This is a genomic window from Owariibacterium komagatae (genome assembly GCF_045865535.1).
Classification (GTDB): Bacteria; Bacillota; Clostridia; order Oscillospirales; family Ruminococcaceae; genus Ruthenibacterium; species Ruthenibacterium komagatae.
On sequence record NZ_AP031406.1, the window covers coordinates 2668159 to 2689172 of the forward strand.

General features: G+C 58.0%; 23 protein-coding genes. 8 read left to right on the forward strand and 15 right to left on the reverse strand.

Annotated features, from left to right (window positions below; all coding sequences use genetic code 11):
* Positions 1–228 precede the first annotated feature (228 nt).
* A complete protein-coding gene (locus ACKTS9_RS13255; RefSeq protein WP_349216195.1) occupies positions 229–957 on the forward strand; it encodes a hypothetical protein in 729 nt (242 codons plus the stop codon).
* A 328-nt stretch (positions 958–1285) separates the two neighbouring features.
* Here ACKTS9_RS13255 and ACKTS9_RS13260 read toward each other — a convergent pair whose 3' ends face one another.
* Positions 1286–1678: a VOC family protein gene (locus tag ACKTS9_RS13260; protein ID WP_349216196.1), complete on the reverse strand. Its 393-nt coding sequence runs from the start codon at positions 1676–1678 to the stop codon at positions 1286–1288.
* Between the two features lie 360 nt (positions 1679–2038).
* Between ACKTS9_RS13260 and ACKTS9_RS13265 the strand changes: the two genes are divergently transcribed.
* The gene (locus tag ACKTS9_RS13265; protein ID WP_349216197.1) at positions 2039–2386 is read left to right on the forward strand and encodes a PadR family transcriptional regulator; all 348 of its coding nucleotides are present in this window, start codon (positions 2039–2041) and stop codon (positions 2384–2386) included.
* Positions 2386–3741, forward strand: a complete 1356-nt coding sequence (locus ACKTS9_RS13270; protein ID WP_349216198.1) for a permease prefix domain 1-containing protein — start codon at positions 2386–2388, stop codon at positions 3739–3741. The genes ACKTS9_RS13265 and ACKTS9_RS13270 overlap by 1 nt, the downstream gene beginning before the upstream one ends.
* 31 nt (positions 3742–3772) lie before the next feature.
* Here the strand turns inward: ACKTS9_RS13270 and ACKTS9_RS13275 are convergent, their stop codons facing one another.
* From ACKTS9_RS13275 to ACKTS9_RS13330, 12 genes are all read right to left on the reverse strand, one after another.
* Positions 3773–4528, reverse strand: a complete 756-nt coding sequence (locus ACKTS9_RS13275; protein WP_349216199.1) for a helix-turn-helix domain-containing protein — start codon at positions 4526–4528, stop codon at positions 3773–3775.
* A gap of 126 nt (positions 4529–4654) precedes the next feature.
* Positions 4655–6163: a hypothetical protein gene (locus tag ACKTS9_RS13280; RefSeq protein WP_349216200.1), complete on the reverse strand. Its 1509-nt coding sequence runs from the start codon at positions 6161–6163 to the stop codon at positions 4655–4657.
* Positions 6164–6205: 42 nt separating this feature from the next.
* Positions 6206–6835, reverse strand: a complete 630-nt coding sequence (gene upp / locus ACKTS9_RS13285) for a uracil phosphoribosyltransferase (protein ID WP_349216201.1) — start codon at positions 6833–6835, stop codon at positions 6206–6208.
* Between the two features lie 36 nt (positions 6836–6871).
* The gene (gene rpiB / locus ACKTS9_RS13290) at positions 6872–7318 is read right to left on the reverse strand and encodes a ribose 5-phosphate isomerase B (protein ID WP_349216202.1); all 447 of its coding nucleotides are present in this window, start codon (positions 7316–7318) and stop codon (positions 6872–6874) included.
* A 19-nt stretch (positions 7319–7337) separates the two neighbouring features.
* Positions 7338–8030, reverse strand: coding sequence for a tRNA (adenosine(37)-N6)-threonylcarbamoyltransferase complex dimerization subunit type 1 TsaB (tsaB, locus tag ACKTS9_RS13295; RefSeq protein WP_407881342.1), 693 nt, complete (start codon positions 8028–8030; stop codon positions 7338–7340).
* Complete coding sequence (gene tsaE / locus ACKTS9_RS13300) at positions 8027–8452, reverse strand: tRNA (adenosine(37)-N6)-threonylcarbamoyltransferase complex ATPase subunit type 1 TsaE (RefSeq protein WP_407881344.1); 426 nt, start codon at positions 8450–8452, stop codon at positions 8027–8029. The genes tsaB and tsaE overlap by 4 nt, the downstream gene beginning before the upstream one ends.
* A gap of 147 nt (positions 8453–8599) precedes the next feature.
* Positions 8600–8809, reverse strand: a complete 210-nt coding sequence (locus ACKTS9_RS13305; protein WP_407881347.1) for a DUF378 domain-containing protein — start codon at positions 8807–8809, stop codon at positions 8600–8602.
* A 116-nt stretch (positions 8810–8925) separates the two neighbouring features.
* The gene (locus ACKTS9_RS13310) at positions 8926–10227 is read right to left on the reverse strand and encodes a TRAP transporter large permease (protein WP_349216206.1); all 1302 of its coding nucleotides are present in this window, start codon (positions 10225–10227) and stop codon (positions 8926–8928) included.
* A gap of 4 nt (positions 10228–10231) precedes the next feature.
* Complete coding sequence (locus tag ACKTS9_RS13315) at positions 10232–10723, reverse strand: TRAP transporter small permease (RefSeq protein WP_349216207.1); 492 nt, start codon at positions 10721–10723, stop codon at positions 10232–10234.
* Between the two features lie 15 nt (positions 10724–10738).
* Positions 10739–11770: a TRAP transporter substrate-binding protein gene (locus ACKTS9_RS13320; protein WP_407881351.1), complete on the reverse strand. Its 1032-nt coding sequence runs from the start codon at positions 11768–11770 to the stop codon at positions 10739–10741.
* 340 nt (positions 11771–12110) lie between these two features.
* Entirely contained in the window at positions 12111–13436 is a 1326-nt protein-coding gene (locus ACKTS9_RS13325; protein WP_407882127.1) for a PFL family protein, read from the reverse strand.
* Positions 13437–13498: 62 nt separating this feature from the next.
* The gene (locus tag ACKTS9_RS13330; RefSeq protein WP_349216210.1) at positions 13499–13768 is read right to left on the reverse strand and encodes an ACT domain-containing protein; all 270 of its coding nucleotides are present in this window, start codon (positions 13766–13768) and stop codon (positions 13499–13501) included.
* Between the two features lie 197 nt (positions 13769–13965).
* On the opposite strand from ACKTS9_RS13330, the gene ACKTS9_RS13335 reads away from it, so the two are divergent.
* The 4 genes from ACKTS9_RS13335 to ispE are packed head-to-tail and all read left to right on the forward strand — an operon-like array spanning position 13966 to position 17655.
* A complete protein-coding gene (locus tag ACKTS9_RS13335; RefSeq protein WP_349216211.1) occupies positions 13966–14439 on the forward strand; it encodes an Lrp/AsnC family transcriptional regulator in 474 nt (157 codons plus the stop codon).
* Positions 14439–15608, forward strand: coding sequence for a pyridoxal phosphate-dependent aminotransferase (locus ACKTS9_RS13340; protein WP_349216212.1), 1170 nt, complete (start codon positions 14439–14441; stop codon positions 15606–15608). The genes ACKTS9_RS13335 and ACKTS9_RS13340 overlap by 1 nt, the downstream gene beginning before the upstream one ends.
* A 1-nt stretch (position 15609) precedes the next feature.
* Complete coding sequence (locus ACKTS9_RS13345; protein WP_407881355.1) at positions 15610–16752, forward strand: DUF362 domain-containing protein; 1143 nt, start codon at positions 15610–15612, stop codon at positions 16750–16752.
* A gap of 12 nt (positions 16753–16764) precedes the next feature.
* Positions 16765–17655: a 4-(cytidine 5'-diphospho)-2-C-methyl-D-erythritol kinase gene (gene ispE, locus ACKTS9_RS13350; RefSeq protein WP_349216214.1), complete on the forward strand. Its 891-nt coding sequence runs from the start codon at positions 16765–16767 to the stop codon at positions 17653–17655.
* Between the two features lie 35 nt (positions 17656–17690).
* On the opposite strand, the gene ACKTS9_RS13355 is transcribed toward ispE, so the two are convergent.
* Positions 17691–18500 (reverse strand): MerR family transcriptional regulator, encoded by an 810-nt coding sequence (locus tag ACKTS9_RS13355; protein ID WP_407882129.1) that lies wholly within the window; start codon positions 18498–18500, stop codon positions 17691–17693.
* Between the two features lie 90 nt (positions 18501–18590).
* On the opposite strand from ACKTS9_RS13355, the gene ACKTS9_RS13360 reads away from it, so the two are divergent.
* Positions 18591–19238 carry a YitT family protein gene (locus ACKTS9_RS13360; RefSeq protein WP_407881358.1) on the forward strand — a complete coding sequence of 216 codons (648 nt, stop codon included), beginning with the start codon at positions 18591–18593 and terminating at the stop codon, positions 19236–19238.
* Positions 19239–19277: 39 nt separating this feature from the next.
* Here ACKTS9_RS13360 and ACKTS9_RS13365 read toward each other — a convergent pair whose 3' ends face one another.
* Entirely contained in the window at positions 19278–20936 is a 1659-nt protein-coding gene (locus tag ACKTS9_RS13365; RefSeq protein WP_349216216.1) for a Na/Pi cotransporter family protein, read from the reverse strand.
* Positions 20937–21014 lie beyond the last annotated feature (78 nt).

Here is a 21014-nt window from a genome sequence, read left to right on the forward strand (position 1 = left end):
CAGGCATTGTTCCACAAAAAGCCCTTTTGCTGAAAATGGCGAATGCTGAGCACAAGACATCCCGCGGCAAAAGCCAGCAGTACGAACTGCGTCCCGGTTCGGCCATAAACTCACCCCCGTTTTCACCTTGAATATAGACGTGACCGGAGGCGTTGTCAATGAATTTTCGGTTTTATGCAATACTTGCCTCTTCTTTTTCGTTTTTATAAACGAGAGGGGTTGAGAGGTATGAGAAAGTGGATTGCGTTTCTCTGTGCGGTTCTGCTTTTGATTGGATGCAGCGCGGCAGAATTTGCATCCTCAGCGGCCGCGCCCTCCCAGGCGGCATCTCAGTCGGTCTCTATACCGGACTGGATGCAGGAGGATTACCAGCCTACCGGAAAATATGATTTTCAGGTGCCTGAGGGAACCATTGTGGAGTACATCATGGCGGTGCCGGATTTTCTGAATGCAGAGCAGCAGGCGCGATACGTGGCGGCGATGGAGGCTTATCGCGCGTTCACAGTGGAGCCGGGTTTCTCGTCCGATGACACGGATGTCTGGGAGACCGGGTTGCCATATCAATATGTGCGAGAAAAGGCATTTGAAGATTCCGCCGATCTCGCAGATTATCTGCGTTCGCTGTTCGACTTCGAACTGTTCAAAAAGCTGCATCAGGCTTATGCACCGGTGGAAAGTCAGTCCATTGCGCCGGGGTCTGCGCCGCTGGTGGGACAGTCGCTGTATGCGGACTTTGAAGGAAAGCTTTATGTGCTGCAGGTCGGGCAGGGAAATGGGAAGCAATGCCCGTATCCCGCCTCCTTTGAGCTGATTTCCCGGACAGAACAGGAAATCGTGTTTGAAACCTGTTATGAAAGCGGCGCGGCCTGCACGCTTCGCATGACCCTCACAGACCGAGGCTGGCTGTTTTCCGCTTTTTCCACGCCGTATGATGGCCAGTTGAGCGCGTTTTGGTGAAGCCTGACTGAAAGTTTCAATAAAAAAGGTCCGCACAGGGATCCCTGTGCGGACCTTTTTTAAATCTGTTCTCAGAAGAACAGGCTTTCGCGTCCCCAGCAATTCATTGCGTTGTCAGACAGATGGTATTTTGCAAATTCACGAATCATCTTAAACATAACAATAACCTCTTTTCTCATTCTTTCCCAACATGGCCGCCTGCTTGTGGCCATGCCGCAAGCAACTCTCTTGCGGTGTTCCTATTATATTAGTTATATTGCACAATTTCAAGCTAAATTATTCGTGAAAATGCACAAAGATTTCGCGGCACATATTGGAGTGCATAGGGTTATTCATGTAATTCCAAGGGAAGGCCATCCGGGTCAAAGAAAAATGTCATTGGTTTTCCGGTAAATTCGTCAAAGCGCACAGGCTCGCAATGGATCCCTTGGGTGTTCAATTCCGCAATTGTGGCGAAGATATCTTCAACATGAAATGCCAGATGACGCAGTCCGCATGCCTCAGGGCGAGTGAGACGGCGTGGAGCATTTGGTTGTGCGAAAATTTCCAATTCTATGGAATCGGGACCTTCGCCCAAGCGCAGATCCAATTTCCAATCGCCCCGTGCGGGGCGAAAGTTTTCGCGGATTACAGAAAATCCTAGCTTCTTAACATAAAATTCTTTGGCTGCCGCATAGTCGGACACGATGATAGCTATATGATGAATTTGTTGCAGCTGCATGGTACATTCTCCTTTCCGGGCGACACTGATCGAATAAAAAATACAACGAGTGCGTATGTACAGTGAGCATTCCGGCAAGTGTAAGCAAACGTGCCGTTTCAGTTGTTTTAGTCAATCCGCACCATTCTTCATTTGTGTACCGGTTCCTGTCTAAATATAACATATACATAAAATATCGCAAGGCCCTTGTAAGGGATGGCAAGTCGCTTGCATACGAAAGCCGGCTGCGGAATATTGGCGGGGCACCGGCAGACGCTGCACAAGAAATGGAAGTGTGTTAAAAAGTAGGAAAGTCTTGACATATATAGATTATCTATGTATAATACAAATATAGATAATCTATATATTGGAGGCGAAAAAATGCAGCAGAAAAATCTGGTTCCCGGATCCACACAAATGCTGCTTCTGCGGCTTTTGCAGGAGAGCGATATGTATGGCTATCAGATGATCGAGGAACTTGGCAACCGTTCCAACGACACGTTCTTGTTGAAAGCCGGAACGCTGTATCCCATTTTGCACACGCTGGAGCAGGAAGGGAAAATCGAAAGTTACGAGGCCGCAGGCACGGCGGGAAAACCGCGAAAATATTACCACCTGACGCAGGTGGGCCGGCAGGCTTTGGATGTACAGCAAAAGGAATGGGACCGGGTCAGTACTGCCATTAACCGCGTGCTGCACCCGGCACAGCTGCAAAGGGGGAATGGCTGATGCTGCCCGCACAATTGGAACAATGGCTGGACCGGGCCGTTGCGCAGCTGCGCTGCCGTGCGGCGGTACAGCCCGTCAAAGCGGAACTGAAAGCACATCTTGAGGATCAGTACGAGGCATTTTTGGCCGGGGCGGATTCGCCCGAACAGGCAGCGCGCAAGACCGTGGAAAGTATGGGGGACGCGGTGCTGGTAGGCGGTAGGCTGGACGAAGTTCACCGCCCCCGTTCCGCCTGGGGGCCGTTTCTTTGGGTGGCAATGCTGTTTGTGCTGGGAACGGCGCTGCGTGTTTTTGGCGAGCTTCGCCTGGGGCCGGACGGGTCCGGAGAAGTGGCGTCTCTGCTTGTGCGGGGCTGTGTACCGGTTGCCGTGCTGGCCGTGGTATATTTTGGAACGGACCTTGTGGCATGGATGCGCCATACCTGGCTGATTTGTGGCGGCGCTCTGGCACTGGTGCTGGGCACCGCGCTTTGTACGCCCACAATCAATGGAGCCCGAATTTACGCACGGCCGCTGTGCGGTTTTCTGGTGTTGGGTTACGCAGCGGTTTTGTACCGGCAGCGGGGCAAGAGACTGGCCGGTCTGCTTTTGAGCGGTGCGGCCATTGTGCCGCTGCTGCTGGCAGCGCTCTATTTGCCTGCACTGTCGCAGGCCATCTGCATTCTGTTGACCGGACTGGTGCTTTGCCTGTATTGCGGATGGCGCGATTGGTTTGGATGGGGGCGCGGCAGAAGCATGGGCCTGACAGCTGCTGTGGCGGTGGGCCTTCCCGCGATCGGATGCCTGTCCAACCCGCATCTGGTGGAGCGAATGCTGGAAAGAGGCAATCCCTTTTCCGACCCCGCGGGCGGCGGCTGGCTGGACCTGCTGCGGCTGACCATCTGGCAGGGGAAATCGCCCTTGCAGCCGCTGACTTCTGAATGGGCGGACCGCGTACCGGAAAATCTTTTTCAGGGGCTCACGGAAGAGTCGCTGTTTCGTCTGCTGGGCTCCGACGATCCATTGACCTGGAGTGCTCATGCGCTGGGCAGACCGGCTGCGCTGGTGCTGTTGGGGGCGCTCATCGTCTGTCTGGTCCTTCTGTGGCGCTCGGTTTTGCGCGTGCGAAGCGCGGCAGGGCGGATGCTGGCACTGGCGGCGGTCGCCTTTTTGACCGCACAGCTTCTGCTGGAACCCTTGAACCTGTCGGTTCCCTTTCTGAGCGGCGGCGTGTGGAGCGGCAGCGTTCAGGCGGTGCTGGCAGGAGTCATCCTCTCGGCTTTTCGCCTGGACCCGGCCAAAGGCGGGCAGGAACCTGCCACGGTACGCGATTGGCTGCACCGCGACGGCAAAGGCTGGCAGATTCGTTTGAGTTAAAAAGGTCCTCCCCGGCAGGGGAGGACCCTTTTTATGCGTATTTTCTTCCGGCCCAGAAAAGCGGTATGAACAGTGAAGAGAGATAGATCAATAAAATGACCAGGCACAGCGTGGGAAGATACTGTGGAAACAGCTTACAGATTGCCCCGTATACCAGTGGATAGGAAAGCGGTGTGACCACGCCCCAGATGCGTCCGGCACGCAAAATAGAAGGCCAGTTTCGATTGTTGAAGCGCACGCCGGCAAGGTGCAACCGCAAAATGCCCGCGCTTACAAAGCCAATGGCATTTTGATCGTAATAAGCGGGCAGCCGGGTATAGCGCGTCAGCCAGAACCAGCCGCCGAAGAACAGAGAAAGCCCTTCCAGATTCCAGAAAATCTCCAGAACCAGATATTCACGCAAACCGAGAAAAAGCAGCAGGGAAATTTCCGCCGCGGCGAGCGCCGCGCAAAGCAAATAAAGGAAAAGCCGCCGGCTTCTGCCGGCCAGAGCTTTTTGCTTTTCCCCGTCGGCAAGGGCCAGAGAACCCGTCACCAGCTTTTCCACTTCGCCCATGGACATCGACTGATCCCGAGGCTGATCCCGGGCCTGCAGCAGTTCAGTCACGGTCACTTCCAGGACTTCCGCCAGCGGCTCCAGCAGTGCGATATCCGGATAATTGAGGCCGCGCTCCCATTTGCTGACGGCTTTGTCCGTGACGTGCAGAGCTACCGCCAGTTCCCGCTGCGTCAAACCTTTCTGTTTGCGAAGCTGTGCGATTTTTCGGCCTGTGTATTCCGCATTCATGTCCATCCCTCCTGTGCTCAGTATGCCATATGTGCGCCCGAAAGTCACTCGACAAAAAGTAGAAATCCCGTTTTTGCAAGAAAAAGGGCTTTGAAGACTTGCTTCAAAGCCCCGGAACAACGTCCTTTATTTTTGATTCTGAGATTTCCAATAAGAATCAGCCGACTTGGAACCTTTTTGGTAATGCGCTGCAAAATTGCCAAGCGTCTGCGTCGGTTTCCCTCTCTTGGCGGCAGCCACCATATCGTCGGTGATCTTGGGCAGCTGGCCGGTGCGCGCCACCGTTTGGAACCGGTTCTGGCTCTTGGCGGCAGCTACCATATCATCGGTGATCTTGGGCAGCTGGCCGGTGCGCGCCGCCGTTTGAAACTGGTTCTGGCTCTTGGCGGCAGCCACCATATCATTGGTGATCTTGGGCAGCTGACCGGTGCGTGCCGCGGTCTGAAAACGCGCTTTGTTCTGCGCGGCGATCATCTCATCGGTGATCTTCGGAATCTGTGTGGTGCGCGCAGGCTTGGAAGGCGCAGGCCAGGCGATGGGGGTGCGCTCTACGTGCTCTGCAGGTGCGGGAGCCTCCGCACCCGCACGCGGTGCGGGTGCCTCTGTGCGAGGAGCGCTCCAGGCCTGCCCCCACGTGGAAGCGGATTCCTTCACGGGCTGAGCCGCCGCGGGAACAGCTGCGGGCTTCGGTTCCGCAGGAACCTGTGCGACGGGGGTGGCCGGTGCGGCCGCCTGAACCGGAACAACGGGCTGCGGGGCCGGCGCTGTGGACTGTGCCAGCCGCTGCGCCTCTGCCTGACGGGCCAGCGCTGCAAGGCGCGCCTCTTCCTGTGCGATCATCTCATTGGTAATGCGGGGCAGCTGACCGGTGCGCGCGGCATCTGCCAGGCGGATTTGCTCTGCGCGGCGGGCCTGCTGTTGCTCGTGTGCACGCTGAAGAAGTTCCTCTTCGCGTGCCGAATGCTGTGGAGAGGGCTGCGGCGCCTGTACGGGCTGCGCGGCCTGTGCAGCGCTGGCCTGCTCCTGCACTTGCTGCTGAAGCCGGGCCTGTTCGGCCAGACGGCGCGCCTGCTCCTGCGCAATGCGTGCGTCTTCCATCGCCTTGACACGGGCAGTTTGAGCAGCCTTGTACTGCTGATCCACTGCCTTGAAGTTGATGGGCTGCCAGTGATGCTGTTCCACAGGCTCCTGTTCCTGCTTTTCGGGCATCGGCGTATGTACTGCAGCCTGCACGGGCTTGGGTGCCGCCATGACCGGGACAACAGGCTGCTCCGGCTGCACTACGGGTGCAGGTGCGGGAGCCGGTGTTTCCTCAACGGGCAGCGGCTCGTCCAATGTCTGCAGGGGCTGAAGTTCAGGCTCCGGCTGCTGCGGCGCATCAGAGGCCGGCTGCGGCAGCTCTGCCTCTTTTTTTACCAGTTTTGACAGGGTGCGGATCTCCTGGATTTTGCACACCAGAAGACCGATGATCGCAATGCCAAGACCAACGGTACACGCGAGCATCAGCCAGCGGATCGTGGAAGAAAACACCTCGCTTGTGAGCAAAAGCCAGATACACAGCGCAAGGCCGCAGCACATGACAAGCACCGTGGCGATGGTTGCCAGCACCTTTCTTCTCAGTTCGCGTTTTGCCATAGATTCATTCTCCACTCTTTGTTGAAAGTCGTGGCACAAAAATTATTTGGTGCCGAAAATGCGGTCGCCCGCGTCGCCCAGGCCCGGTACGATGTAGCCGTTCTCATTCAGGCGCTCGTCCAGCGCAGCCATGTAGATGTCCACGTCGGGATGGAGTTCCTGCAGGCGTTTCAGGCCTTCGGGTGCGCCGATAATACCGATGAACTTGATGTTCTTCACGCCGCGCTTTTTGATTTGAGTGATGGCGTCACAGGCAGAGCCGCCGGTGGCCAGCATGGGGTCCAGAACGATGACTTCGCGCTCGGCAATGTCTGCGGGCAGCTTGCAGTAGTACTCCACAGGCTCCAGCGTCTCCTCGTTGCGGTACATGCCGATGTGGCCGACTTTTGCAGCGGGGATCAGGGCCAGCATGCCGTCCACCATGCCGAGGCCGGCGCGCAGAATGGGAACCAGCGCAACCTTGCGGCCGGACAGCATGTGCGTTTTGGCCACGGCGATGGGCGTCTCGATCTCTACCTCTTCGGTGGGAAGGTCACGGGTGGCCTCATAGCAAAGAAGCATGGCCAGCTCGCTGACGAGCTCCTTGAATTCTTTGGTGCCGGTGTTTTTGTTGCGAAGCAGGCTCACTTTGTGCTGTACCAGGGGGTGATCCATGATGACGGTCTTGCTCATGTTTGTCAGACTCCTTTGTTTTTTAATTGATATCGTTCAGCGGTTCTCGATCTCAGTAATTTTGGCGATGCGCCGGGCATGGCGTCCACCCTCAAATTCGGTGTTCAGGAATACATCCACCAGCTCGCACGCGAGGCCGGCGCCCACAACGCGTCCGCCCATGCACAGCACGTTGGCGTCGTTGTGCATACGGGTGTACTTGGCGCTGAACGTGTCGCTGCAGCAGCAGGCGCGAATGCCTTTGACCTTGTTGGCAGCAATGCTGATGCCGACGCCCGTTCCACAGAACAGAAGGGCTTTTTCGCATTCACCCTTGACAACGGCCTCGCAGGGGGGAACGGCCATGTCGGGATAGTCCACGGACTCTTCACTGTATGTACCAAAGTCCTGATAGGCCACGCCCAGCGCGTCCAAATGCTGTTTTACGGCTTCCTTCAATGCCCAGCCGCCGTGATCGGCGCCGAGTGCGATCGGTTTGTTCATATGAGATCCTTCCTCTCTATTATTGTGTGGACGTGCGTTTTGCACGTTCGCGTTCTGCCTGACTGAGACGATGATATTCCGGAACAAGCTCGGCCGGAGAAACCGGCGTGCCTGCCGCCAGTGCGGCACGGCATACACAGCCCGCCCGGCAAAGCCGGTACTCCGCGGGCCAAAGCTGAAGGTCCGGCCTGCGTTCGTGCCATGCGTCCCATACAATTTGTGCGCCGTCGCCAAAGCACCAGACCGGCCCGGGCAGCGACATCATCAGTTCTTCCAGCTGTGCAGCCGGTGCGCTGGCGTCCTCGCAGAGCCGGGTGACGGTGCCGTCTGCCACGGAAAAAGCAGCGTAGTATACCTCGTCGCGGCGCGCGTCCAGTGCACAGAGGGCGGTGCCGTTTGTACAAAGCCCCCAGGCCAGTGCTTCCAATGTGGAAACGCCCACACAAGGAGTTTGCCGGGGCATGGCCAATCCTTTTACGGCTGCCAGCCCGATGCGAAGCCCTGTGAAGCTGCCGGGTCCATGGGTCACGGCAAACAGATCCACATCCCGCACATGCAGTTTGGCGGCGCGCAAAGCGTCATCACAAAGGGCTACAAGGCTTTCGCTGTGGGTCAGCCCGGCGGCCAGATAATTTTCGTACACCAGGACGCCGTCCCGCACAATGGCGGTGCTGGCGGTTTTACCGGTGGAGTCCACCCCCAGAACGATCATAGCTGCGCCCCCTCGATGGTGATGCGGCGGCTGGTGTCGCCGGTGGAAACAATGTCAATGCGAATGGCCCGCTGTTCCGCCAGAAGAGAAGCGGCGTTCTCGCTCCATTCTGCCGCGACCACGGCGCCCTCGTCCAGATAATCAAAGAACCCGGCCGTTTCCAGATCGGCCAGTGTAGAAATGCGGTACAAATCAAAATGTGCCATGGGCTGCGGCCCGCGATAATAGTTCACAATGGCAAAGGTGGGGCTCTGCACGTCGTCGGTGCAGCCCAGCCCGGCGGCAATGCCTTCGCAGAATGCGGTCTTGCCGGCACCCAGTCCGCCTGTGAACAGAATCAGATCGCCGGGGTGAAGCGTTTGTGCCAAACGGCGGCCCAGTGTCACGGTCTCCGCCTTGCTGTTTGTCTCAAATACCGCCATAGTTCACCTCTGCGCTTGTACATATTTCAACCTATTATATAACAAAACAGGCCTTTTTGTAAAGTTGGAAAAGAAAGGGCGGCACACTGCCGGAGCTGTACAGCCCAGGCAGTGCGCCGCCGAGAGGGAAAAGAAACTGCGTAAGGGTCAGGTGTCTCTGGAGACGCCCAGTTCAAACAGGCTGGGAATGGCGCACAGCGCCGCGACACCCACCAGTGTGAAGACCGTGCGGCTGAGGAAAGAGGTGGCGCCGCCCAGCAGCCAGGCCACGGCATTGAAGCCGAACAGGCCGATCAGGCCCCAGTTGAGGCCGCCGATAATGATCAGCGCAATGCAGATTTTATAGAATACATTCATGACCGTTAACTTCCTTTCTCATGAAGGTTTCGATGCCCATAGTATTCCCGCCGTCTGCAGCTTTATACATCATCACACAGAAACGCCCCGGCCCAAAGGCCGGGGCGAAACAGGTTTTAGAGAAGGCCTGCCAGCTGGGGAAGACCCAGACTGACGATGGGGATGTAGGTCACCATCAGCAGACCGACCAGAATGGCTACATAATACCACAGCATGTACGGCATGACCTTGGACAGGGACGAGCGCCCCACCTTGATGGCAACAAACAGCGTGTTGCCAACCGGCGGCGTGATATTGCCGATGCACAGGTTGTACACCAGAATCAGACCGAACTGCACAGGATCCATGCCGAAGGTCTGCACCACCGGCAGGAACAGCGGGGTGAAGATCAGAATGGCCGGGGTGACGTCCATAAACGTTCCGGCGATCAGCAGGATCACGTTCATGATCAGCAGGATGATGACGGGGTTGTCCGTGAGGCCCAGCAGCGCGTCGGAAATCGCCTGCGGAATCTGCGTGAAGGCCATGACCCAGCCCAGAATGTTGGACACGCCGATGAGGAATACGACCATGCCGCTCATTTTGGCGCTGGAGACCACAATGTTCCAGAAGGATTTCAGAGTGATGTTGCGGTAGCAGATGCCCAGGATCAGCGCGTAGACCACGGCGATGGCGGAACCCTCTGTAGCGGTGAAAATGCCGCCCACGATGCCGCCGATGACCACCACGATCAGAGACAGGGACGGGAGCGCACGCAGCGTGGCAATGCCCAGGTTCTTCCAGTCAAATTTGCCGGGTGTTCCCTTGTAGCCTTTTTTCTTGGCGATGATGATGGCGGCCACCATGCAGCACAGGGCCCAGATGATGCCGGGCACATAACCCGCCAGGAACAGCGCGGCCACAGAGGTGCCGCCCGCGGCCAGCGAGTAGGTGATCAGCGCATTGGACGGCGGGATCAGCAGACCGGAGGGAGCGGACGCGCCGTTGGTGGCTGCGCACAGTGCTTTGTCATAGCCCTGTTCTTCCTCGCCCTGTTCCACCATGCTGCCCACAGCCGCGGCTGCGGCGGACGCAGAACCGGAAATAGCGCCGAACAGCGCGTTGGCGCCTACGTTGGTGACCAGAAGTGCGCCGGGCAGCTTGCCCAGAATGGCCATTACAAAGTCAACCAACCGCTTGGCAATGCCGCCCTGGTTCATCAGGTTGCCGGCCAGAATGAAGAAGGGAATGGCGGTCAGGCTGAATTTGCTCATGCCGACGAAAATGCGCTGTGCGCCGGTGATCACCGAGACATCCAGAGGCACTGTCTGCAGAATGGCGATCAGAGAGGAAATGCCGATGGAGTAAGAGATGGGCACGCCGGCAACCAGAAGGACAGCCAGCACGGCCACAATAATCAATAAGGATTGAATTGCCATTTGCTCACGCCTCCTCTTTCTTGGTGTCCGCAGTGGATTTGCAGATGTCGACGATGTTCAGCACCGTGTAGATCATGTTGAGCACGCCGCAAAGGGGGAGCACAACATAGAAGACGCCCACAGCCACGCCCAGGGAAGAAGTGGTCTGCCCCATGGCAAGCTGGGTGATCTGCACGCCGCCGTACACAAGGATGATGAGGGAGAAGGCAAACGCGATCAGTTCGCCGAATACCTCAAAGACCTTGCGGGCACCGGCGGGCATACGGTCCACGACAATAGGGATATTCATATGTCCGCGCTCGCTGGTGACCAGAGAGGCGCCCAGCAGGCTGGCCCACGCAAACAGGTAGGAGACCAGCTCCTCGGACCAGGAAGAGGGGTTCTGCAGAATGTAGCGGGTAAAGACCTGCCAGCAGGTCAGTGCCACCATGGCAATGAAACTGATGCCGGCCAGTGCGTTCAAAAGTTTGGTCAGAGCATTTCTCAATGTGTTCATTTCACCGGCACCTCCTTAAGATTCCCCGGAGGGGTACTGTTCGTTGTACGCCTGAATGGCCTCGTAGATGGGCGCAAGGTCCGGATGTTCGGCCAGCATGGAATCGTGCATGGATGCACAGGCCTCCTGGAACGGCTTGGTGTCCGGATACAGGAACTCAACACCCTGTTCGTTCTGAGCGCGGTCCTTGGCCTCTTCCACGGCGCTGACCCACTCTTCGCGCTGCACCTGATTGACCAGGTCGAAGCCCTCTTCAAAAATGGCGCGCTCCTCTTCGCTCAGACCGTCCAGGAAGGCGATATTGCCGATCAGAATATCCGGGATCATCTGATGCATGTCGTAGGAGTAATATTTGCACACGTCACCGTGGCCGTTGTCCGTCAGCGCCAGCTCGTTGTTCTCGGCGCCGTCGATGATTTTGGACTGCAAAGCGGTGTACACATCGCCGAAGCCCATGGGGGTGGCAGAGCCGCCCAGCAGACGCATCATTTCCACGTTGGTGGGAGACTGCTGTACGCGGATTTTCAACCCCTTCAGATCGGCCGGCGTCTCAATGGGCGTGTTGACCGTGTAGAAATTGCGGGTGCCGGCGTCCAGCCAGGTCACGGCCTCAAAGCCGGCCTGCTTGGTGGACTCAAAAATCGGGCCGGTGATGGACTCGTCGTCCATGGCCGCGTGATATGCCTCGCTGCTGGAGAACAGATAGGGAAGGTTGAACAGTGTGTAGTTGTCGCTGAAGGTTTCCAGCAGAGAGTTGCTGGCTACGCAGAAGTTGATGGCGCCGGTCTGGGTCAGCTGCACCATTTCGTTCTGGGAGCCCAGCAGTTCGCTGGGGTAGACTTCTACATTATATTTGTCTCCCAGCTTGCTCTCGATAAACTCTTCAAAAGCCACCAGAGCAATGTGCGTGGGATGGTTGGTAGACTGGTTGTGTCCAATGCGAATGATCTGACGGTTGTCCTCTCCGGAGGCTCCGCAGGCCGCCAGCATTCCGAGCGATACGACCGCCGCCAGTGTCAGCGCGGCCGCGCGCAGAATCCGTTTCATAAGATTCCCCCTTCTTATAATTTCAATCATGTTGGTTGCCCCGGTCGGGGCGCGTGGTGATTGCATCGACCTCCTTTTTACAGACCGCCGCCCCGAAAGACGGCAGAACAGCAGCGCACGCCGCCAGGGGCCCGCGCGATACAGATAAAAAACACCGGAAATCCAAAAGAATTTACGGCTGCAAGGTATGGGTGAATTGTACAATGCTTTCCGGTTATTTTCAAGGGCAAAGATTGACGGAAAGAAGGAAATGCATGGAAAAACAGCGCATCTTCGACAAGCACGGTGAAAAATTTTTCTGCCATGCTGTGGAAGATGCGCTGTTCGAAAAGAATTTTACTCAGTTCTTCAACGCCTGAAGCGGCGCGGGAATACGTCCGCCGCGATTTACGAACACATCCGGCCGGAAGGAGGAGATGTCCAGAATGGGGGCATAGCCCAAAAGCCCGCCGAAATCCAGCACATCGCCGCTTTTTTTGCCGATGGCCGGGATGACGCGCACCGCCGTGGTCTTGGTGTTGACCATTCCGATGGCTGCTTCGTCCGCAATCAAAGCGGACAGCACCGCCGCGGACGTTTCACCGGGGACTACGACCATGTCGATGCCCACGCTGCACACAGCGGTCATGGCTTCCAGCTTTTCAATGGAAAGGCTGCCGCGCTCCACTGCCTTGATCATGCCGTCGTCCTCGGATACGGGGATAAAGGCGCCGGACAGACCGCCCACGTGGTTGGAGGCCATCACGCCGCCTTTTTTCACCGCGTCGTTCAGCAGCGCCAGTGTGGCGGTGGTGCCGCAGCCGCCGCAGCTCTCCAGACCGATCTCTTCCAGAATATTGGCCACGCTGTCCCCGGGCGCGGGGGTGGGCGCCAGCGACAGGTCCACAATGCCGAACGGCACGCCCAGCCGCTGCGAGGCCAGGTTGCCCACCAGCTGGCCCATGCGGGTGATTTTGAATGCGGTGCGTTTGATCAGTTCCGCCACCTGATCCAGAGAAGCGTCCTTGGGCAGTTTGGCCAGCGCGGCGCGCACAGCGCCCGGGCCGGAGACGCCCACATGGATGACGCAGTCCGGTTCGCCCACCCCGTGGAACGCGCCCGCCATAAAGGGGTTGTCTTCCGGCGCGTTGCAGAAGACAACCAGTTTGGCGGCGCCCATGCACATGTTGTCCTTGGTCAGTTCGGCCGCCTGCCGGATCACGGGGCCCATCATCTTCACCGCATCCATGTTGATGCCGGTTTTGGTGGAACCGATGTTCACGCTGGAGCAGACGTATTCCGTTTGGGCCAGCGCCTGCGGAATGCTTTCGATCAGCCGTTTGTCCCCGGCGGAAAAGCCTTTGTGCACCAGAGCGGAATAACCGCCGATGAAGTTGACGCCCACGGCTTTGGCCGCGGCGTCCAGCGTCTGCGCGTACCAGACGGGGTCCGCGTCCGGAGCCGAGGCAAGCAGCATGGCGATGGGGGTCACCGAGATGCGCTTATTTACAATGGGCATGCCGTACGTGGCGGAAATTTCGTCCGCCGTTTTTACCAGATCCCGGGCGCAGGTGGTGATCTTGCGATAGATCTTCTCACAGGCTTTCCGCCCGTCCGGATCGGCGCAGTCCAAAAGGGAGATGCCCATGGTCACAGTGCGCACGTCCAGATTTTCGTCCGAGATCATCTGGATGGTTTCAAGAATGTCATTGGTGTCCAGCAATGTTGTCACTCCTTTTGGAAAATGGTTCAGATGTGGTGCATGGTCTCATACAGTTCCTGCCGGGTGCAGCGAACGTCCACGCCCATGGCCTGTCCGGTCTGGGCCATTTTCTCGGAAAAGGCGGTAAAATCCAGGGTCGCCTGGCTCATGTCAACCAGCATAATCATGGCAAAGGTGCCCCGCAGAATGCGCTGGGTGACTTCCTCTACGTTCACATTGGCTTCGGCGCAGGCGGTGCACACCTTTGCCAGAATGCCCACAGCGTCCTTGCCAACAACAGTAATCACAGCTTCCATATGATTCTCTCCTTCTGCTCGCACGCGAAATACAAAATTTAGTATAGCAGAAAAAACGCCGGATGGGTAGTGCGCGGCACGGCAGGACAAAAATTTTTCGGCCGGAAAATACGATTTACTTTCCCGCCTCTTTTGTTTATAATTGAGAAAATACGGTTGCATATTTGTGCGATTGCGAGGGAAGGAAGAGATTGTATATGGAACAGATCCTGAAAGTTTTGGAAACCAACGCCCGCACCAGCCTGGAAGAACTGGCGGCCATGACGGGCAAGACCGTGCAGGAAGTGGCGGCATATATGGATGAGTGCGAGGAAAAGCACATCATCAACGGTTATCGTACTCTGGTGGATTGGGAGCGCGCCGGCGTAGCCGATGTGCAGGCGCTGATCGATCTGCGTGTCACGCCCCGGCGCGATTTCGGTTTTGACGAGATCGCCGCGCGGCTGGCGGATTTCTCGGAAGTGGACAGCGTTTTGCTGATGAGCGGCGGATACGACCTGTCTTTGACCATGCGCGGCAAAAGTTTCCAGGAGATCGCGCTGTTTGTGGCCCAGCGGCTGAGCCCTCTGGAGGGCGTGCTGTCCACGGCCACGCACTTTGTGCTGCGTACCTATAAGAAAGACGGGGTGCTGTACGGCAAAGACCCCATTGACGAACGGGAGTGCCAATAATGGAGTATGAGAAGCTGATTTCCCGTGCCGCGGCGGAAATGCGTCCGTCCGGCATTCGGAAATTTTTTGACATTGCGGCGGAGATGAAGGATTGCATCTCCCTGGGGGTGGGTGAGCCTGACTTCAAGACGCCCTGGGCCATTCGGCAGGCGGGCATTCAAAGTCTGGAAAAGGGACGCACCTGGTATACCTCCAACTCCGGCCTGAAAGAGCTGCGCCAGGAGATCTGCCGCTATCTGGAGCGCCGGTTCGATCTGCATTACACCGAAGATCAGACGCTGGTCACTGTGGGCGGGTCCGAAGCCATTGACATGTGCATCCGCGCGCTGGTGGAGCCGGGGGACGAGGTCATCATTCCCGAACCCTGCTTTGTGTGCTATTATCCCATCACAACGCTGACCGGCGGCGTGGCTGTGCCTCTGGCGCTGAAAGCGGAAAACGGGTTTAAGCTGACCGCGGACGAACTGCGTGCCGCCATCACCCCCCGCACGAAACTGCTGATCCTGCCGTTCCCCTGCAATCCCACGGGCGCGGTGATGCGCAAAGAGGAGCTGGAGCCCATCGCGCAGGTCCTGCGGGAGACCAATGTGCTGGTGCTGTCCGATGAAATTTACGCCGAGCTGACCTACGGCCATACCCGGCACGTCAGCATCGCCAGCCTGCCCGGCATGGCCGAGCGGACCATTGTGGTCAACGGCTTTTCCAAGGCGCATGCCATGACCGGCTGGCGCCTGGGCTATGCCTGCGGGCCCAAGCCCATCATCAAGGTGATGACGAAGATCCATCAGTCCTGCATCATGTGCGCCCCCACCACCAGCCAGTACGCGGCGGTGACGGCGCTGAAAAACTGCGATGCGGACATCGAGTCCATGCGCAAGGAATACGATCTGCGCCGGCGCTGGCTGGTCAATGCGCTGAACAATCTGGGCCTGACCTGCTTTGAGCCCCAGGGCGCTTTCTATGTGTTCCCGTCCATCCAAAAGTCGGGGCTGCCCAGCGACGAGTTCTGCAAGCAGCTGCTGTACAGCAAGAAAGTGGCGGTGATCCCCGGCCCCGCGTTCGGCGATTCCGGCGAAGGCTTTGTGCGCATCAGCTATTCCTATTCGCTGGACCACCTGAAAAAAGCGGTGTCCCGCATGGAAGAATTTTTAAAGGAATTGGGAGTTTAATTTGGAGCATACTGTTTTCATTCGCAGGGTGCCCGGCTATGACGAAAAAGTGGACCGGGCAGTGGAAGAGCTGTTTGCCGCCAGTCCCCGGACCGGGGCGCTGGGCCCGCAGACAAGGGCGCTCATCAAACCGAATCTTCTGGCAAAGCACCCGCCGGACCATGGCGTGACCACTCACCCGGCCGTGGTGGCGGCCTGCATCCGCGCGCTGCAGCGGCGGGGTGTGGAGCACATTGTTGTGGCGGATTCGCCGGGCGGACTGTACAACCCGGGCATGATGCGCAGCATTTACCAGGTCAGCGGTCTGGCACAGGTGTGCCGGGAACTGGGCGTGCAGGCCTATGACGAATGCGCCTGGGCACAGCGGGAGGCACAGGGAAAGCTGGTTCGGCGTTTCGAGCTGCTGAACCCGGTGTTGGAGGCGGATTTTATCGTCAATGTGCCCAAGCTGAAAACCCATGTGATGACCGGGATGTCCTGCGCGGTGAAAAATTTGTTCGGCACGGTGCCCGGCCTGCAGAAGGCCGAATTTCACATGCGCTTTCCCGAAAAGGAACGCTTTGGGGACATGCTGGTGGACCTGTGCGAAACAGTGAAGCCTTCGCTCACGGTGGTGGACGGTGTGCTGGCCATGGAGGGCGACGGTCCCGCGGGGGGCGTGCCCCGGCAGCTGGGGCTGATTTTGGGCGGCGAGGACCCCTATGCCATCGATTTGACGGTCTGCGGCATGATGGGGCTGGACCCCATGGCCGTGCCGTATCTGAAGGCGGCCAGCGCCCGGGGCCTGTGCCCGCAGCGGGCGGATGCCGCCTGGCGGACAGGCGATGCCGAGGCCGCCGCGCCCATCCCGGAGTTTCGTTTGCCCAAGAGTTATACCAACATCAACTTTTCCAACCGCGCGCCCCGCGCCATCCGCTGGGCGGTGCCGGGTGTGGAAAAATGGATCGCACCCCGGCCGAAGATCGATGTGTCCCGCTGCATCGGCTGTGGAAAATGCGCTGAAATCTGCCCCGGCCACACCATTCGTGTGGAAAAGGGCAAGGCGCACATCGACCCGAAGGGCTGCATCCGCTGTTTCTGCTGCCACGAGATGTGCCCGGTCAAGGCCATCGAGGTCAAGCGGTTCCGCCTGTTCCAAATGTGACGGAGGTATTTTATGGATTCTGTGACGGTTCTTGCCCCTGCAAAACTGAATCTCACGCTGGATATCACGGGCATTGCGCCCAACGGCTATCACACGCTGGACATGCTGATGCAGACGGTCAACCTGTACGAGCGCGTCACATTGCGCAAAAGCCCGTATCTGCGCCTGCGTTTGCCCGGCTCCAATGTGCCTGCCAATGAGCACAACACCGCCATCAAAGCGGCGCTGGCCTTTTTTGACGCCACGGGCCTGCTGGCCGGCGTGGACATCACCGTGCGCAAAGCGGTGCCTGTGCGGGCGGGAATGGCCGGCGGCAGTGCTGATGCGGCTGCGGTGCTGGTGGGGCTCAACGCATTGTACGGTGCGGGAATGACCGTTCCGGAATTGTGCGAGATCGGCCTGAAAGTGGGAGCGGACGTGCCTTTTTCCATCCTGGGCGGCACGGCCCGTGTGCAGGGCATCGGCGACGTGCTCACCCCCATGCCGTCCTGCCCCCGGTGCTGGTTTACGGTCTGCATGCCCAAGGGCGGCATTTCCACGCCCCAGGCCTACGCCCGGTACGACGAGCTGGGCACCGATGTGCACCCGGACAACGACCTGGCACAGCGGGCGCTGGAGCAGGGGGATTTAAAGGCCTTGTGCGCCCAGATGTCCAACGCACTGGAATTTTCTTCCCAAAGCCCGGCCAACGGGCCCATTGAAGAGATCCTTCGGCGCAGCGGCGCGCTGGCGGCGCTGATGACCGGATCGGGCGCTGCGGTGTTCGGCGTGTTCCGGGACGAGAAAACCGCCCAGAGCGCGAAGGCGGAACTGCAGAAGCATTATCCCCGAAGCTGGGTGCTTCATCCGGTGCCCCGGGGAGCGCATGTGCTGCCTGCTCGGCCGGCCGGAAAAAAGAAATAAGCAAAGGCAGGGCTGCCGCGGCAGCCCTGCCTTTTTCAGTTTTCCACCGGAATTTGAATTTCGGTGAGATATTCTTCGGGCCGGGCGGTGGTCATGCTGTCCAGCACACAGAACTCATAGGCAGGCCCGGCCGGTTGAACGCCCTGCTGTGCCAGAAAATCCAGCAGAATCTCGTAGCTTTTGCCGGTGTCCGCGTAAGGGCCCCGATGGTAAATGCAGGCGTACTTTCCCGCGGGTTTCCAGAAGCAGTCCTCCCCGGGAACGCGCTCCAGAAGCGGCAGAAAGGCGTGCTCAAACCGCAGAAATTGCTTTTGCTGCAAATTTTCAGTGCAGACCGTGTCACCCAGCTGATAATAAGAACAGTATCCCTGCTGATTGGCCCGGCGCAGCAGACGTTTTAAAGCAAGATCCACTTCCAACAGGCCGAAGGGCTTTTTCACTGGTTCCAACGCCAGATATTGCCCTGCTTTTTCTTCCCAGAAGGGCTGGCCGGGCCGGGCGGGCAGCACCCGCTCCCATTCTTCCAGCTTGCGGGTCAGGCGGCGGTCTGCCATTTGAAGGCGCCGGATCTCTTTGCGCACCAGCTGCCGTTGGGTGCGCAGGGCGTCCAGTGCGGCCGGGGCGCTGCGGCGCTCCATGTGGCGGCGGATCTCCTTCAGTGAAAAGCCCATCTCACGCAGCATCAGCACAGTGTCCAGTTGCTCCAGCTGATCGGCGGTGTAATAGCGGTAGCCGTTTTCCGCGCCGGTCATACGCGGTTTAAACACGTCCATGTTGTCATAGTAGATGAGCATTTGTTTGGAAACACCGGCCATTTGAGCCATTTCTCCCACGGTGAAGCGCACGTCCAAAAAAATTCCTCCCTTGCTCTTGACAATATAGTTACTATATCCTTTATGCTGGAAAGCGTCAAGAAAAACGAGAGGAAGATTTACATGAAACGCTGGAGAGTGCCGCGCGGGGCGCTGGTCCATTACGGCTGGATGCTGCTGGGCGTGGCCATCTTGTCTTTTGGCTTGTTTCACATCCATGACCGAAGCAAAATCACAGAGGGCGGCGTTCTGGGCATGATGTTGTTTTTGCAGCATTGGACAGGGCTTTCGCCCAGCATTACGGGGCCTGTGATGGATGTGGCCTGTTATGCTCTGGGATACCGTTTTTTGGGAAAGGACTTTTTAAAGAACGCGCTGTTTTCCAGTTTCGGGTTTGCAGTGTGCTATCGCATCTGGGAATCCGTGGGCTATCAAATGCCCGACCTGTCTGCCTATCCGCTGGTTTCGGCGCTGGCAGGCGGCCTGTTCGTGGGGGTGGGCGTGGGCCTTGTGGTGCGCGAGGGCGGTGCGTCCGGCGGGGATGACGCGCTGGCCATGGTGCTGTCCCGCTTTTTGAAATGCCCCATTGAACGGGCCTATTTCGCCACGGACTTCACGGTGCTGATGCTTTCCCTGACGTACATTCCCTTCCAGAACATTTTGTATTCTCTGGTGACGGTAACACTTTCGTCCTTTGTCATCGGCCGCATGCAGAAACCATGGTTTGCGGCGCGCGGGGTTTCGTCAAAAGAAAGTGCCGGGCAATCATAAAAAAGCGCGGGGCCGCTGTGCGGTCCCGCGCTTTTATTTTCAGGCTGTGGCAGCGGCAGGACTGTTGAGCACCACCGCTTCCGGTATGATCTGGCCAATGTTGAGAATATGGTCACCGATGCGCTCGAAATCGGTGAGCATTTCCGAATACAGCACGCTGGATTCGTTTTCGCTTCCCTCACGCATCCGTTCGATCTGGTTTTGACGGAACTGAGCGGTCATGTCGTCGATTTTCTGCTCAATGGCTCCGATTTTTACCAAACGGTCTGATGCGGAGAAATCGCTGCGCACCAGCAGATCCAGCGCATCCAGGCTAGTCTGGCGCATCTGACGAATCTCGTCCAGTTCGGAATCCGCAAAGCGCACATGTTTTTCGGCCATGCGCTCGGTGTAGCCGCACAGGTTCATGGCGTGGTCACCGATGCGTTCCAGATCGGACGCGATTTTGAAACAGGCGCTGATTTCGGCAGAGTCCTGCTGGTTGGATTCAAAGGCGATGGCCCGGGAAATATAACTGGCCAGCTCTTTGTTCAAATAGTCGATGTATTCCTCGCGCTCTTCCAGATCCGCCAGCGGCGCGGTCTGTCCGGTGAGGACGGTTTCAAAGCTGCGGTCCACGTTTTCCCGCACCATGCCCAGCATGCGGGTCAGCTCGCGCCAGAGACCGTTGACCACGATGGCGGAGGAACCGATTTTATACTCTTTGCCTCCGGTCAGCGGTTTCAGGTAGACCAGACGGCGCTCCTGCTGGGTCTCGGCCGGCAGTTCGGGCAGAATTTTGCGGGCCAGCGCAGCCAGCATGGTGCCGAAGGGCAGAAGCAGCAGCGTGGTGACCACGTTGAACAGCGTGTGCATGTTGGCAATTTGTGCCGCCGGTTTCGAAGGCGTCAGAGACTCAATCAGCGACGGCAGCGGGGACACCAGGCAGAGCACGGTGAACAGTGTGGTGCCGATGATGTTGAACAGCAGGTGAATGATGGTGGTGCGTTTGGCGTTGCGGCTGGTGCCGATGGAAGCCAGCACCGCGGTGATGCAGGTGCCGATGTTCTGGCCGAACAGAACGTATACCGCGCTGGACAGGGGAATCAGCCCGCTGGAAGCCAGCGCCTGCAAAATGCCCACCGACGCGGAAGAGGACTGGATGATGGCGGTGAACACCGTGCCCGCCAGAATGCCCAGCACCGGGTTGGAGAACCGGGTCATCAGCGAGATGAATGCCTCGGAGTCCCGCAGGGGCATCATGGCGCTGCTCATCATTTCCATGCCGATGAACAGAACGCCCAGGCCGGCGATGATCTGGCCGTAGTTGTGGAAATGGGGCTTTTTCAAAAAGACGATCATCACCACGCCGCAGAAGGCGAACAGCGGGGCCATTGCGCCCACATCCAGCGCGATGAGCTGGCCGGTGATGGTGGTGCCGATGTTGGCGCCCATGATGATCCACACCGCCTGCTGCAGCGTCATCATGCCGGAGTTGACGAAGCCGACCACCATGACGGTGGTGGCGCTGGAGGACTGGATGACCGCCGTGATGGCTGCGCCTACCGCCACGCCCAAAATGCGGTTGGAAGTAAGCTTTTCCAGAATCTGTTTCATGCGGTTGCCGGCGGCTGCTTCCAGGCCGCTGCTCATCATCTGCATGCCGTACAGGAACAGCGCAAGCCCGCCCAGCAGGCTCAAAATGTCCGAAACTTTCATCAGAGATCCCCTTTACTTGTTCTTGTGCAAAATTTGAATGATTCTTGAAATAACTCGAATGTGAAACGTAACAATGTA

Bases quoted from the DNA above. Each gene is read 5' to 3' on its own strand.
- ACKTS9_RS13360 (WP_407881358.1), top strand. From the start codon at position 18,591: ATGAAACGCTGGAGAGTGCCGCGCGGGGCGCTGGTCCATTACGGCTGG.
- upp (WP_349216201.1), bottom strand. From the start codon at position 6,835: ATGAGCAAGACCGTCATCATGGATCACCCCCTGGTACAGCACAAAGTG.
- ACKTS9_RS13330 (WP_349216210.1), bottom strand. From the start codon at position 13,768: ATGGAAGCTGTGATTACTGTTGTTGGCAAGGACGCTGTGGGCATTCTG.
- ACKTS9_RS13325 (WP_407882127.1), bottom strand. From the start codon at position 13,436: ATGATCTCGGACGAAAATCTGGACGTGCGCACTGTGACCATGGGCATC.
- ACKTS9_RS13315 (WP_349216207.1), bottom strand. From the start codon at position 10,723: ATGAACACATTGAGAAATGCTCTGACCAAACTTTTGAACGCACTGGCC.
- ACKTS9_RS13310 (WP_349216206.1), bottom strand. From the start codon at position 10,227: ATGGCAATTCAATCCTTATTGATTATTGTGGCCGTGCTGGCTGTCCTT.
- ACKTS9_RS13260 (WP_349216196.1), bottom strand. From the start codon at position 1,678: ATGCAGCTGCAACAAATTCATCATATAGCTATCATCGTGTCCGACTAT.
- ACKTS9_RS13255 (WP_349216195.1), top strand. From the start codon at position 229: ATGAGAAAGTGGATTGCGTTTCTCTGTGCGGTTCTGCTTTTGATTGGA.
- ispE (WP_349216214.1), top strand. From the start codon at position 16,765: ATGGATTCTGTGACGGTTCTTGCCCCTGCAAAACTGAATCTCACGCTG.
- tsaE (WP_407881344.1), bottom strand. From the start codon at position 8,452: ATGGCGGTATTTGAGACAAACAGCAAGGCGGAGACCGTGACACTGGGC.
- ACKTS9_RS13265 (WP_349216197.1), top strand. From the start codon at position 2,039: ATGCAGCAGAAAAATCTGGTTCCCGGATCCACACAAATGCTGCTTCTG.
- ACKTS9_RS13275 (WP_349216199.1), bottom strand. From the start codon at position 4,528: ATGAATGCGGAATACACAGGCCGAAAAATCGCACAGCTTCGCAAACAG.
- ACKTS9_RS13320 (WP_407881351.1), bottom strand. From the start codon at position 11,770: ATGAAACGGATTCTGCGCGCGGCCGCGCTGACACTGGCGGCGGTCGTA.
- ACKTS9_RS13270 (WP_349216198.1), top strand. From the start codon at position 2,386: ATGCTGCCCGCACAATTGGAACAATGGCTGGACCGGGCCGTTGCGCAG.
- tsaB (WP_407881342.1), bottom strand. From the start codon at position 8,030: ATGATCGTTCTGGGGGTGGACTCCACCGGTAAAACCGCCAGCACCGCC.
- ACKTS9_RS13340 (WP_349216212.1), top strand. From the start codon at position 14,439: ATGGAGTATGAGAAGCTGATTTCCCGTGCCGCGGCGGAAATGCGTCCG.
- ACKTS9_RS13305 (WP_407881347.1), bottom strand. From the start codon at position 8,809: ATGAATGTATTCTATAAAATCTGCATTGCGCTGATCATTATCGGCGGC.
- rpiB (WP_349216202.1), bottom strand. From the start codon at position 7,318: ATGAACAAACCGATCGCACTCGGCGCCGATCACGGCGGCTGGGCATTG.
- ACKTS9_RS13365 (WP_349216216.1), bottom strand. From the start codon at position 20,936: ATGAAAGTTTCGGACATTTTGAGCCTGCTGGGCGGGCTTGCGCTGTTC.
- ACKTS9_RS13280 (WP_349216200.1), bottom strand. From the start codon at position 6,163: ATGGCAAAACGCGAACTGAGAAGAAAGGTGCTGGCAACCATCGCCACG.
- ACKTS9_RS13335 (WP_349216211.1), top strand. From the start codon at position 13,966: ATGGAACAGATCCTGAAAGTTTTGGAAACCAACGCCCGCACCAGCCTG.